The sequence below is a fragment of the Streptomyces sp. NPDC093568 genome, assembly GCF_044764945.1.
GTDB lineage: Bacteria > Actinomycetota > Actinomycetes > Streptomycetales > Streptomycetaceae > Streptomyces.
The window spans coordinates 198,548-211,232 of sequence record NZ_JBIWJD010000008.1; the positions used below are offsets into that span (position 1 = coordinate 198,548).

General features: G+C 68.4%; 13 protein-coding genes and 1 tRNA gene. 5 read left to right on the plus strand and 9 right to left on the minus strand.

The features are described 5' to 3' along the window. Window positions 1-33: 33 nt before the first annotated feature. Complete coding sequence (pknB, locus tag ACIRD7_RS30010) at window positions 34-2,031, plus strand: Stk1 family PASTA domain-containing Ser/Thr kinase (RefSeq protein WP_403458508.1); 1,998 nt, start codon at window positions 34-36, stop codon at window positions 2,029-2,031. A gap of 103 nt (window positions 2,032-2,134) precedes the next feature. Here pknB and ACIRD7_RS30015 read toward each other — a convergent pair whose 3' ends face one another. The 6 genes from ACIRD7_RS30015 to ACIRD7_RS30040 are packed head-to-tail and all read right to left on the minus strand — an operon-like array spanning window position 2,135 to window position 6,530. Beyond that, on the minus strand, window positions 2,135-2,896 hold the full coding sequence (locus tag ACIRD7_RS30015) for a class E sortase (protein ID WP_403458509.1): 762 nt from the start codon (window positions 2,894-2,896) through the stop codon (window positions 2,135-2,137). A gap of 12 nt (window positions 2,897-2,908) precedes the next feature. Continuing rightward, window positions 2,909-4,180 (minus strand): class E sortase, encoded by a 1,272-nt coding sequence (locus tag ACIRD7_RS30020; RefSeq protein WP_403458511.1) that lies wholly within the window; start codon window positions 4,178-4,180, stop codon window positions 2,909-2,911. Beyond that, on the minus strand, window positions 4,177-4,815 hold the full coding sequence (locus tag ACIRD7_RS30025) for an aminodeoxychorismate/anthranilate synthase component II (protein ID WP_403458513.1): 639 nt from the start codon (window positions 4,813-4,815) through the stop codon (window positions 4,177-4,179). The genes ACIRD7_RS30020 and ACIRD7_RS30025 overlap by 4 nt, the downstream gene beginning before the upstream one ends. Further along, complete coding sequence (locus tag ACIRD7_RS30030; protein ID WP_403458514.1) at window positions 4,812-4,973, minus strand: hypothetical protein; 162 nt, start codon at window positions 4,971-4,973, stop codon at window positions 4,812-4,814. Before ACIRD7_RS30030 ends, ACIRD7_RS30025 begins: the two co-directional genes overlap by 4 nt. Window positions 4,974-5,027: 54 nt before the next feature. After that, a complete protein-coding gene (locus ACIRD7_RS30035; protein ID WP_403458515.1) occupies window positions 5,028-5,735 on the minus strand; it encodes a class E sortase in 708 nt (235 codons plus the stop codon). 18 nt (window positions 5,736-5,753) lie between these two features. After that, window positions 5,754-6,530 carry a DUF881 domain-containing protein gene (locus ACIRD7_RS30040; protein ID WP_403458518.1) on the minus strand — a complete coding sequence of 259 codons (777 nt, stop codon included), beginning with the start codon at window positions 6,528-6,530 and terminating at the stop codon, window positions 5,754-5,756. A 143-nt stretch (window positions 6,531-6,673) separates the two neighbouring features. On the opposite strand from ACIRD7_RS30040, the gene crgA reads away from it, so the two are divergent. After that, window positions 6,674-6,928 carry a cell division protein CrgA gene (gene crgA / locus ACIRD7_RS30045; protein ID WP_403458519.1) on the plus strand — a complete coding sequence of 85 codons (255 nt, stop codon included), beginning with the start codon at window positions 6,674-6,676 and terminating at the stop codon, window positions 6,926-6,928. A 310-nt stretch (window positions 6,929-7,238) separates the two neighbouring features. On the opposite strand, the gene ACIRD7_RS30050 is transcribed toward crgA, so the two are convergent. Beyond that, window positions 7,239-8,123, minus strand: a complete 885-nt coding sequence (locus tag ACIRD7_RS30050) for a rhomboid family intramembrane serine protease (protein ID WP_403458868.1) — start codon at window positions 8,121-8,123, stop codon at window positions 7,239-7,241. Between the two features lie 140 nt (window positions 8,124-8,263). After that, on the minus strand, window positions 8,264-8,791 hold the full coding sequence (locus ACIRD7_RS30055; RefSeq protein WP_403458521.1) for a peptidylprolyl isomerase: 528 nt from the start codon (window positions 8,789-8,791) through the stop codon (window positions 8,264-8,266). Between the two features lie 326 nt (window positions 8,792-9,117). On the opposite strand from ACIRD7_RS30055, the gene ACIRD7_RS30060 reads away from it, so the two are divergent. Continuing rightward, entirely contained in the window at window positions 9,118-9,825 is a 708-nt protein-coding gene (locus ACIRD7_RS30060) for a DUF5324 family protein (protein ID WP_403458522.1), read from the plus strand. 178 nt (window positions 9,826-10,003) lie between these two features. Here the strand turns inward: ACIRD7_RS30060 and ACIRD7_RS30065 are convergent. After that, a tRNA-Ala gene (locus ACIRD7_RS30065) sits at window positions 10,004-10,076 on the minus strand. A gap of 182 nt (window positions 10,077-10,258) precedes the next feature. On the opposite strand from ACIRD7_RS30065, the gene ACIRD7_RS30070 reads away from it, so the two are divergent. Both ACIRD7_RS30070 and ACIRD7_RS30075 read left to right on the plus strand, forming a co-directional pair. After that, window positions 10,259-10,807 carry a helix-turn-helix domain-containing protein gene (locus ACIRD7_RS30070; RefSeq protein ID WP_403458525.1) on the plus strand — a complete coding sequence of 183 codons (549 nt, stop codon included), beginning with the start codon at window positions 10,259-10,261 and terminating at the stop codon, window positions 10,805-10,807. 176 nt (window positions 10,808-10,983) lie between these two features. Then, a complete protein-coding gene (locus ACIRD7_RS30075) occupies window positions 10,984-12,615 on the plus strand; it encodes a serine/threonine-protein kinase (RefSeq protein WP_403458526.1) in 1,632 nt (543 codons plus the stop codon). Window positions 12,616-12,685 lie beyond the last annotated feature (70 nt).

The window sequence follows — 12,685 nt, forward strand, 5'->3', positions numbered from 1 at the left end:
GCGGGACCGACGGAGAGGGCTGGTAGGTAGCTTATGGAAGAGCCGCGTCGCCTCGGCGGCCGGTACGAGCTGGGCCAGGTGCTCGGCCGTGGTGGCATGGCGGAGGTATACCTCGCGCACGACACCCGGCTCGGCCGCACCGTGGCGGTGAAGACGCTGCGCGCGGACCTCGCGCGCGACCCGTCCTTCCAGGCCCGGTTCCGCCGAGAGGCCCAGTCGGCCGCCTCGCTCAACCATCCCGCGATCGTGGCGGTCTACGACACGGGCGAGGACTACATCGACAACGTGTCGATCCCGTACATCGTCATGGAGTACGTCGACGGTTCCACGCTGCGTGAGCTGCTGCACAGCGGCCGCAAGCTGCTGCCGGAGCGCGCCATGGAGATGACCATCGGCATCCTCCAGGGTCTGGAATACGCCCACCGCAACGGCATCGTCCACCGCGACATCAAGCCCGCAAACGTCATGCTGACGCGCAACGGCCAGGTCAAGGTGATGGACTTCGGCATCGCCCGCGCCATGGGCGACTCCGGCATGACGATGACCCAGACCGCGGCCGTCATCGGCACCGCCCAGTACCTCTCGCCGGAGCAGGCCAAGGGCGAGCAGGTCGACAACCGGTCCGACCTGTACTCGACCGGCTGCCTGCTCTACGAGCTCCTCACGGTCCGCCCGCCCTTCGTGGGTGACTCCCCGGTCGCGGTCGCGTATCAGCACGTACGGGAAGAGCCCCAGGCCCCCTCGGTCTTCGACCCCGAGATCACGCCCGAGATGGACGCGATCGTGTTGAAGGCCCTCACCAAGGACCCGAACTACCGCTACCAGTCGGCCGACGAGATGCGCACCGACATCGAGGCCTGCCTCGACGGCCAGCCCGTCGCCGCCACGGCCGCGATGGGTTCGGTGGGCTACGGCGGCTACCCCGACGACCAGCCGACGACGGCCCTGCGCTCCGCGGACGCCGGCGCCACCTCGATGCTGCCGCCGATGAACCCGGACGACGGTGGCTACGGCTACGACGACCGCCCCGACCGGCGCCGCCAGAAGAAGTCGAACACCTCGACGATACTGCTGGCCGTCGCGGCGGTACTGGTCCTGGTCGGCGCGGTCCTCATCGGCAAGTGGGTGTTCGACGGCAACAACGCGAGCAACGCCCAGGTGGCCGTCCCGAACCTCGTCGGCGAGACCGAGGCCAACGCGAAGGACCTGCTCACCAACAGCGACCTGAAGCTCGGTACGGTCACGCCGAAGGAGTGCGGGGACCAGCCCAAGGGCAACGTGTGCAAGCAGGACCCCGTCGCCAAGTCCAAGGTCGACAAGAACACCCCGGTCAACATCGTAGTGTCGACCGGTGCGCCGAAGGTGACCGTGCCGAGCGTGATCGGTCTGAGCCTCGAAGAGGCCAAGTCGCAGCTCGAGGCCGACGACTACCAGTTCGAGATCAAGACCGAGACCCGAGAGACCTCCTCGGATGATCCGAACACCGTCCTCGACCAGGACCCGCGGCGCGGCGAGGAAGTCGAGAAGGGCACGACGATCACCCTCGTCATCGCCAAGGAGGAGGAGAAGGCCACCGTGCCCGACGTCCTCGGCCGCTCCTGCGACGAGGCGAAGGCACAGATGACGGCCAACAACCTGGTCGGCACCTGCACCGAGGTCGAGACCCAGGACCCGAACCAGGTCGGCAAGGTCATCGCGACCTCGCCGGAGGCCGGCAGCGAGGCCGACAAGAACTCCACGGTGACCATCCAGATCGGCAAGCAGGCACAGCAGAAGACGCAGGTGCCGAGCGTCGTCGGTCAGACCGTGGGACAGGCGAAGCAGACCCTCGCGGGGGCCGGCTTCACCAACATCCAGTTCGCCAACGGCAGTGACCAGAGCGACACGGCCTTCGTCACGGATCAGGACCCGAAGGGCAACCAGCAGGTCGACGACCCTGCCAACACCCCGATCACCCTGACCACCGTGGGCTTCGGCAACCAAGGCGGGAACAACAACGGCGGCGGAGGCGACGGAGGCATCTTCGGCTGACGGAAGCCTCTCCGCCGCTCCGAGACCGCAGCAGGCCCCGGCACCCTCATCAGGGCGCCGGGGCCTGTGTCGTACCGCGAAGCCGGCTCCAGTCCGGGTCAGGTCAGCGAAGCTCCTCCGGCAGCGTCCGTTCCGCGTCCACCTTCTCCACCCGCTCCAGCTCGCCCCACACCACGTACCGGTACCGGCTCGTGTAGACCGGCGTGCACGTCGTCAGCGTGATGTAGTGGCCCGCCTTGGTCCGACCCGATTCCTTCGGGATCGCGGCGAGGGTCTTGACGTTGTACTTCGAGGTCTCGGGAAGCACGGCGTAGACCTTGTAGACGTACCACTTGTCCTTCGTCTCGAAGACGATCGGGTCGCCGTCCTTGAGCTTGTGGATGTTGTGGAACTTGGCCCCGTGGCCGTCGCGGTGCGCGGCGAGGGAGAAGTTGCCCTTCTTGCCCGACGTCGGCAGGGTCGCCTTGACCGGGTCGGTGTAGTAGCCGGCGACGCCGTCGTTGAGGATCTTCGACGTCGTGCCCTTCTCGACGAGGATCTCGCTCTTGGTCATCGCGGGCACGTGAAGGAAGCCGATGCCGTTCTTCGAGTCGTACTCGGCGGGACGGCCCGGGTCCTCGCCCTGGTGGGCCCAGTTGTCCCGGACCTGGTCGGCCTGCTTGTTCGCCGCACGGTCGGCGACGACGTTCGTCCACCACAGGGAGTAGACGACGAACAGGCCCAGCACGAGGCCCGCCGTGATCAGGAGTTCGCCGAAGACGCTGACCGCTCTCGCGATCGGGCCCATTCCGCGGCGGCGAGCCGGGGGCCGCCGTCTTGCGCGGGCGGCCGTGTGCTCTTCCGTGCCGTCGGTGGTCGCTGCCACTTTCATCTGCCCTTAACTGACGAGCGCATCCGGCTTGCCCTTGCTGCGCGGCCGTTCCTCGACCATCTTGCCCCAGACGATCAACCGGTACTTACTGGTGAACTCCGGCGTGCACGTGGTGAGTGTGATGTAGCGGCCGGGCCCGGTGAAACCCGACCCCGGCGGAACCGGATCCAGCACGCTCACATTGCTCGGAGACGTCACCGGCAGGATCGACGCCATCTTGTACACGAAGTACTTGTCCTGCGTCTCCACGACGATGTCGTCGCCCTGCGCGAGCCGGTTGATGTACCGGAAGGGCTCGCCGTGCGTGTTGCGGTGCCCGGCCAGGCCGAAGTTGCCGGTCTTCGCGTCCGGCATCGCCGTCTTCAGCTTGCCCTCGCCGTAGTGGCCGACCATGCCCCGGTCGAGCACCTTCTTGTTGCTGATGCCCTCCGCTATCGGGACGACGACGTCCAGCTTCGGGATGTGCAGGATGGCGAAGCCCTGCCCCGGCTCGAAGCTTCCCGGGTTGCGCTTGCCGCTCGCCCAGTCGTCCTGGAGGCTGCTGGCTTCCTTGTCGGCCTGGGCGTGCGCCCGGACGTTCGTCCACCACAGCTGGTAGCTCACGAACAGCAGCATCAGCACGCCGGTGGTGATGAAGACCTCACCGATCGCGCGGCTCGCGACGGTGGCCGGGCTGGCCTTGCGCGCCCGCGCCTGCCGGCGCGCCTCCACGCGCGAGAGCGGGGCGCCGGAGCTCTCCGAGCCCGTCTCGTCGGCGTCCGCGGCCGGGCGGGTGCCTCCATGGCGCCCGTGACGCCGCTTGGCGGCCTTTCTGCGGGCCGCACGTCCACCAGCCGGGGTGGAAGAGGCGGATGAGGCCGAGGAGGCGGCAGAGGGCGATATTGAATCGCCGGAGGACGGCGGATCGGGGATCCGCAGGGCTACGGTCTCGTCGTCCGCCGGGGGTATGTACGGCTCGGCGTAAGGCTCTTCGTAGGGCTCCTGGTGGGGCTCGTCATACGTCTCGTACGACTTCGCATACGGCTCCGCGTACGGCCCTTGAGGCGCGGCCGGCGGCACGTCGCCGTAGCCCTGCCCGCCGTACCCGGCGCTCCCCTGCGCCTGCGCCTGCCCCTGCGTGACGTGGCTCTGCCCGCCGTACCACTCCCCGAGCGCACCGGAGTCCCCGTACGGCTGCTGCCCGTACGAGGTCCCCTGGTCGCCGGCGCCGCCGTAGGAGTCCGTGAAGGACTCCCCGTACGCGGCGCCGGACTCGCGCTCAGGGCGCAGGGCGGTCACGCCGTGGCCCTGCCCACCACCGGGGCGAGCCCGGTCGACCTCGCCACCGCGCCCTGGTCGCCGCACTCCACCAGCCAGTTGGCCAGCATCCGGTGCCCGTGCTCTGTCAGCACGGACTCGGGGTGGAACTGCACGCCTTCGACCGGAAGTTCACGGTGGCGCAGGCCCATGATGATGCCGTCGTGCGTCCGTGCGGTGACCTCGAGGTCGGCCGGCACGGTCTGCGGTTCGGCGGCGAGGGAGTGGTAGCGGGTCGCCGTGAACGGCGTCGGCAGGCCCGCGAAGACCCCCTTGCCCTCGTGCTCGACCAGCGAGGTCTTGCCGTGCAGCAGCTCCGGCGCGCGGTCGACGACACCGCCATACGCCACCTGCATCGACTGCATGCCGAGGCAGACACCGAAGACCGGCACCCCGGTCGAGGCGCAGTGCCGGACCATGTCCACGCACACGCCCGCCTCCTCCGGCGTCCCCGGGCCCGGCGACAGCAGGACACCGTCGAAGCCGTCCTGGGCGTGCGCGGTCGACACCTCGTCGTTGCGCAGCACCTCGCACTCGGCGCCGAGCTGATAGAGGTACTGGACCAGGTTGAAGACGAAGCTGTCGTAGTTGTCCACGACGAGAATGCGCGCGCTCACTGGTTGTCCACCGTCACATCGTTGAAGGGCAGCAGCGGTTCGGCCCACGGGAAGACGTAGTTGAACAGGACGTAGACGACGGCAACGACCAGCAGTAGTGAGAGCAGCGCCTTCACCAACGCGTTCCCCGGCAGATGCCGCCAGATCCAGCCGTACATGCCGTCCCTTCCGTCGCACCACGGCACCAGACTCTCGCCGTTACAGCCAACAGACTAACGGCGCAACGCCTCCGGTTTCCCGGCCTCCACAGGCTGCGTCGAGTCCAGGTGTGCCCACACGATCAGCCGATGACTGTGCCCCCACTCGGGATCGCACGTGGTCAGGGTCAGATAGCGGCCCTCACGCGTGTACCCCGACTTACGGGGCACAGGGTCGATCACCTCAATGTCGGTGGGCAGTGTTTTGTAGGGCCCTTTGTCGATCCGATACGTGAACCAGGTCGTTCCGTCCGTCAGCACCACCGCGTCACCGGCGCGCAGCCTGGGGAAATCCTTGAAGGGGTCGCCGTACGTACGCCGGTGGCCGGCCACCGAGAAGTTGCCCTTCTGACCGAGCTGGGCGGTTCCGGCGTAGTGGCCGAGGCCCTTCTTCAGGGTCTTGGTGGCGGTGCCTTCGAGAACCGGCTTGTTCCACGTGAAACCAAGACGCGGGATGTACATGATCGCGAAGGGCTTGTCCGCGACATACGGCCCCGGCTTCGGCGGACTGTCCACGGCACCGGGACTCGCCGCACCTCCGGGAGCGGCTTCCGTCGGGCGCACCGCCCCCTGCGCCCACTGGTCCTGTAACTGATCGATCTGGTCGTCCATGACGTTGTCGGCTTTCACGCCGGTCCAGAACAGTACATAGACGACGAAAAGGACGATCACCGTGCCGATGGTGATGCACAGTTCGCTGACGGTCCTGACCACTACGCGCACCGGCAGCTCCAGCGAGGCTCACTCCACGGGCTTGGCGTACTGCAGATCCACTGTGCCCGAGTAACCCGGCAGAGTCACCGTCCCGTCCTCGGTGACTTTCCAGCCCAGGCCGTAGACGTTGACGTAGACCATGTAGTTCTGGATCGCCGGCGAGGCCGCGAGCGCCTGCTGCATCTTCTCCGGGTCACCGACCGCCGTGATCTTGTACGGCGGTGAGTAGACCCGGCCCTGAAGGATCAGGGTGTTGCCCACGCAGCGCACCGCGCTCGTGGAGATCAGCCGCTGGTCCATCACCTTGATGCCCTTGGCGCCGCTCTGCCACAGCGCGTTCACCACGGCCTGGAGGTCCTGCTGGTGGATGACCAGGTAGTCCGGCTGCGGCTCGGGATAACCGGGGAGCTTGGCGGTCGCGTCCGGCGGGGCGTCGTTGAGCGTGACCGTGATCGCCTTGCCCGACAGCTTCTGGGTGCCCGCGCTGTGTTCCAGCGCCGTCAGCTTGTCGTCCTCCGCCTTGGTACTGCCGTCGTCCCGTTCGGCGAGTGCCTCGACGTCGTCACGCAAGCCCGCGTTCGACTCATTGAGCTCACCGTTCTCACGACTGCGCTCATGAATCAGGTCCGACAGCTTCAGCAGCGAGGCGTCCGTGCGGATGTTCGTGCCCTTGGCCGTGTTGAAACTGGTGAAGAAGATGAGCCCGGCGAGAGCGAAGACGGCCGCGGTGAGCACCCGCACCGGCCGAAAACGGCCACGAGCGGGACTGGATCCCGTACCGGGAGAGTCGGCAGAATTGCTCAACGTACCCTTATCTCCTTCGACGCCGCGGAAGCACTACGCTAACGGACGCCCGGGGGAGCAATCAGAGTCCCCTTGTACGCTGCCCCGGAGCCAGCCCCCAGTTCCCTGCGCGGCCACGCAGCGCATCGACAGGAGAGACCCTCGTGCCGAAGTCACGTATCCGCAAGAAGGCCGACTACACGCCGCCGCCGTCGAAGCAGGCGGCCACCATCAAGCTGAACAGCCGCGCCTGGGTCGCGCCCGTGATGCTGGCCATGTTCATCCTCGGCCTGGCCTGGATCGTCGTCTTCTATGTGACCGACGGTTCGCTGCCCATCGACGCACTGGGCAACTGGAACATCGTGGTGGGCTTCGGCTTCATCGCCGCCGGATTCGGCGTCTCGACCCAGTGGAAGTAGCGGTCCTGACCGGGAGAAGCTGCGGTCACCTCGCGGTGAACGCAGCTCTGCCCAGGACTATCCGCTGAGTTATCCACAGCCGTTTTCCACATGGGGAAAAGAACGACGATCTGTGGATAACCCATTGAGGGTTGACGCCGGTGTGACGGAACTACCGGTGAACGACAAGCAACCGAAAACTTGTTCGCCCCCTGTCTGACCTGCGAAAACGCTGGTCGGTGACAGGGGGCACAGTTGTTCCCGCACAAAGTGCACAAGATCCGCCACACGCTGTGGACAACTGCGGGGCTCAGGCGGATGAGGGCGCCGCTCAGGTGAGCTGGAGCGTCCTGAGCACGGTCAGCAGCACCACCGCGGCCAGGACCAGCGCACACGTGCCGTACTGGACCAGCGACCGGCGCTCACGCGGGGCGTGAACCATGGCGTAGCCGATGACGACACCGGCGACGAGGCCGCCGATGTGGGCCTGCCAGGCGATGTTGCTCCAGCCGAACGTGAAGATGAGGTTGATCACCAGCAGGGCGATGATCGGCCGCATGTCGTACTGGAGGCGGCGCATGAGGACGGCGGTCGCGCCGAAGAGGCCGAAGATGGCGCCGGAGGCGCCGAGGGAGGCCGTGGTCGGACCGGCCAGCAGATAGGTCAGGGCGCTGCCCGCGAGGCCCGAGCAGAAGTAGAGCGCGAGGTAGCGGGCCCGGCCCAGGGCGGCTTCGAGGGGGCCGCCGAGCCACCACAGGCTCAGCATGTTGAAGGCGAAGTGCCAGATGGCCTCGTGGGTGAACATCGAGGTCACCAGGCGCCACCACTGGCCCTCGGCGACGCCCTCGGTGGGGTTGAAGGGGGCGGGCGGCCAGGAGCCGATCAGGACGAGGTCGTTGAGCAATGTGGTGCTGGTCTGGACGGCGATGAAGACCGCGAGATTGATGCCGATGAGGATCTTGGTGAGCAGACGGGGGTCCGCGGTGACGGTGCCGCCGGCGAGGGTGCGGGGCCGGGCGGCGTCGGGGGCGTGCCCGGTGCCGGAACCGCCGCGGACGCAGTCGGGGCACTGGAAGCCGACGGAGGCGCTGACCATGCACTCGGGGCAGATGGGCCGCTCGCAGCGGGTGCAGCGGATGCCGGTCTCGCGGTCCGGATGGCGGTAGCAGACGGGCAGGCTCTGCGCGTCCTGCGGGCTGCCTGCCTGCTGGTCCATGAGGTCCCCTAGGTCGTCGTACGCGATGCACGTCCGCATGCACCGCCCCGCTCTTCCTTACGGACGAGCGGGGCGTTTGGTTCCCTGTGGGAGGTCTCGGACGGGACCTCGGCGGGACCCGGCCTCAAGGGGTTCCGACCTCAGCGGGTCTCCACGACGACGGACTCGATCACGACGTCGTTGAGGGGGCGGTCGGTGCGCGGGTTGGTCTGCACGGTCGCGATCGCGTCGACGACCTTCTGGCTGGCCGGGTCGACGACCTCACCGAAGATGGTGTGCTTGCGGTTGAGCCAGGTCGTCGGCGCGACGGTGACGAAGAACTGGGAGCCGTTGGTGCCCGGACCGGCGTTGGCCATGGCGAGCAGGTAGGGCTTGTCGAAGGCGAGGTCCGGGTGGAACTCGTCCTGGAACTGGTAGCCCGGACCGCCGGTGCCGTTGCCCAGCGGGTCGCCGCCCTGGATCATGAAGCCGCTGATGACCCGGTGGAAGACCGTGCCGTCGTAGAGGTTGGCCGTGGACTTCTCGCCGGTGGCGGGGTTCGTCCACTCACGCTCGCCCGTGGCGAGTTCGACGAAGTTCTTGACCGTGATCGGCGCGTGGTTCGGGAGGAGCCGGACCTCGATGTCGCCGTGGTTGGTCTTCAGGGTGGCGTAGAGCTGCTCGGCCACGATCTGCCTTCCGTTGTCTTTCTGTGACCCCACGATCCTCGCACGGACCACCGGATCCGTCGCCGGGCGGTGGTTCACCGGTACGCAACCCGTCGATTCGCTTGCAGAAAACTCGCCGAGTGGGTACTTGGCGGGGGCGCGGGGCAGCGAACCGTGGCATTGTCGACGACAAGCCACCGTTGCACCGCATTGGTCCGTTATTGCGTTTGATCAAGTGAATCGGCACCCAAATGCCCGCCCTCACATGCCGCGGAGCGTTCCGACAGGCATGATCCGTAAAAGGGTGGAAAGTCGAAATACCGTACGCCACCGAGGAGGAGGATCCCGTGACCCGCATCGACAGCGTGCGCGCCGCGACCGGCTCGGCGAAGGACAGCGTGCTGCACGCCGCGGAAGTGGTGGCGCCCTACGCCGACACCGCCAAGGACAGGGCCGCGCAATATGCGCAGGAGGCGCGCGTACGACTCGCGCCCATGGTGTCGCAGGCCACCGAGCAGGCCCGCGCGCAGGCGCGTCTCCAGTACGGCGCTCATGTGGCGCCCTATCTGGAACAGGCTCGTTCGCATGTGCCCCCGAAGGTCGACCAGGCCGCCCATGACGCGGCGGCCCGTACACGTAAGGCGGCCAAGCAGGCCGCCGACTACTCCCGGCCGAGGCTCGAGCAGGCGGTGGCCGCGGCCGCGCCTGTGCGGGACGAGGCGACCGCACGGGGCGTGGCGGCGTTGGCCGCGCTGCGCGGCCAGGTCTCGGCGAGGGAGATCCAGAAGCTGGTCCGCAAGCACGAGCGGCGCGCCAAGGCAGGTCGTGTCGTGAAGATGCTGGCGGTGCTCGGCGCCGTGGCCGGCGGTGCGTTCGCCGCGTGGAAGTGGTGGGACAAGCAGGCCAACCCGGACTGGCTGGTCGAACCGCCGGCCGCGACCGAGGTGCCGGAGTCGGGCCATCTCACGTCGGTGGACGGCAGTGGTGCTCTGGACCCCGAGGTCGAGGCGAAGGAGGCCGAGGAGGAGGCGGCTCGGCGGGACGAGGGTCGGTGAGATGAGAAGAAGTCGGTGAGGTGAGGGGCGGCCTGCGCCCCTCGCGCCTATGACGTGAACGAAGGGTGGTGTGCGTCCCGATGCCCGGGACGCACACCACCCTTTGTCGTGCCGCTCGGCGGCAGGGGTCGAGAAAGCCCCCCGACCTGCGTTTCCGTAAGTCGGAGGGCTTGAGGTGTGGAGCCTAGGGGAGTCGAACCCCTGACATCTGCCATGCAAAGACAGCGCTCTACCAACTGAGCTAAGGCCCCTCAACAAGGAACGTCCGACCGGAAGAAACCCCACACCGGCGGGCGCCCAGACCAGAGTACCCGGTCGCCCCCCGGATCCCGCAAAAGGATTGGGGGTCCCCGTAAACGACCACTCTCCGTAAGATGCTCGGCGTGGTTCGCGACAGCGAACCGCGGTTTAGGGGAAGCGATGGGGAGACGCAATGGACGCCGCACAGCAGGAAGCCACCGCAAGAGCGCGGGATCTGCAGCGGAACTGGTACGGGGAGCCGCTGGGGACGCTCTTCCGTAAGCTCATCGACGATCTTGGTCTCAACCAGGCTCGTCTCGCGGGGGTTCTGGGACTGTCCGCTCCGATGCTGTCGCAGCTGATGAGCGGACAGCGGGCGAAGATCGGCAATCCCGCCGTGGTCCAGCGGGTGCAGCTGCTGCAGGACTTGGCGGGGCAGGTCGCCGACGGCAGCGTGAGCGCGGCCGAGGCCACCGAGCGCATGGAGGAGATCAAGAAGTCGCAGGGGGGATCGGTGCTCAGCAACACGACGCAGACGACGAACAGTTCGGGTGCGCCCACGGTCAAGCGGGTGGTTCGGGAGATCCAGTCGCTGCTGCGCTCGGTCGCGGCCGCGGGCGACATCATCGATGCCGCGGACACCCTCGCCCCCAGCCACCCGGAACTGGCAGAGTTCCTCCGGGTGTACGGCGCCGGCCGCACCTCCGACGCGGTCGCGCACTACCAGTCTCACCAGAGCTGACCCCGAGGCCCGGTCGCCGAGGGGGTCGGCAGCCGGGCCGACGGAGAGCGTCCTGAGCGGGCACGAGGGGGTCGTGCGGGGTGAGTGCGCGAAGGGCGGTCAGCGAGGGGGAGTCGTATCGCTCGTCGAGGGGGAAGCAAGGGGGGTAACCGGAGGGGGAGGAGCGACGCACAGCCATGGGTGAGGTCTTCGCCGGGCGGTACGAACTGGTCGACCCGATCGGGCGCGGAGGTGTCGGCGCCGTCTGGCGTGCCTGGGACCATCGCCGCCGGCGGTATGTGGCCGCCAAGGTGCTGCTGCAGAGCGACGCGCACTCCCTGCTGCGGTTCGTCCGCGAGCAGGCCCTCCGGATCGACCATCCGAATGTGCTGGCGCCGGCCAGCTGGGCCGCCGACGACGACAAGGTCCTGTTCACGATGGACCTGGTCGGCGGCGGCTCGCTGGTCCACCTCGTGGGGGACTACGGTCCCCTGCCGCCGTCGTTCGTCTGCCTTCTCCTCGACCAGCTCCTCGCGGGGCTGGCCGCGGTGCACGCGGAGGGTGTGGTCCACCGTGACGTCAAGCCCGCCAACCTGCTCCTCGAAGCCACCGGCACGGGCCGGCCGCGGCTGCGGCTGTCCGACTTCGGTATCGCCATGCGGCTCGGTGAGCCTCGGCTGACCGAGACCAACCTCGTGGTGGGAACACCCGGTTACCTCGCTCCCGAGCAACTCATGGGCGCGGAGCCGGACTTCCCCGCCGACCTGTTCGCCGTGGGGCTGGTCGCGCTGTACCTGCTGGAGGGCGCCAAGCCGGACGCCAAGGCGCTGGTCCAGTACTTCACGGCCCACGGGACGCCGGGTGCGCCCAAGGGCGTTCCCGAGCCGCTGTGGCAGGTCGTGGCCTCGCTGCTGCAGCCGGATCCCGACGCGCGGTTCCGCACGGCCACGGGTGCGCGCAAGGCCCTTGCCTCCGCCGCCGAGCTCCTGCCGGAACCCGGTCCCGACGACGAGCTCATCGAGATCTTCGACCAACTCGGGCCGCTGCCACCGGGGTTCGCCCCGGAGGGGCCACTGAAGCGGGCGCCGGGGGTTGGAGGGGGGAGCGGGGCTGGTTCCGGGCGGGCCGGTGAGGGTGGGGTCGCTGGGGATCGGAGCGCCGAAGGTTCGGTCGACAGCGGCTCGGTAGCGTCCAGCACCGGGCCGTCCGAGGCCACGCCCGATCCTCGCCGCGCCTCGCAGCAGGGCGACAGCTCGCAGCAGGCTGACAGCAGCGGCTCCGTCTCCATGTCGGACACAGGCAGCTTCCACCTGCCCCCACCTCAGTCCACAGGCTCGTCCCTCCAGAACTCCCTTCACGGCTCCCTCGGCTCCCTCCAGGCGGAAACGCCCCTGCCACAGCCCCCCACCACGCAGCCGCCGCCACCTCGCCCCCATCACCACCAGGCCCAAGCACACGGCCAGACACACGACGGCGCACAGCATCACTCCTCGCACGGCTCCCCCTACGACACCACGCACGTCCTGTCCTCCCCCCAGCCACGCACACCGCAGTACCCGTCTCAGCCACCGACGGCGACGCCGGTACACCACCAGCACGTCGACACCTCTACTGCTTCGTACACCGCTCAGAGCCCGCAGGTTCCACCTTCGGCGCCCCCAATTCCGCAGCCGAGCCGCCGCGGCGGCCACCGCGCCGCCCGACGCGCGCCCCGCAACCCCCGCAACACCGCCCGCCGCCCAGGCCCGCCCGCCAAGGTGGCGCTACCGCTCCTGCTGCTGGCGTTGGTCTGCTACGCGGTGGGCTTCTGGGCGCTGACCCGCATCTGAGCCGACGACCACCCGGGTCTCGCCGCCGCCCGAAAAGAGCGTCCCGAGAGCGCACCGAGAGCGCCCCGAA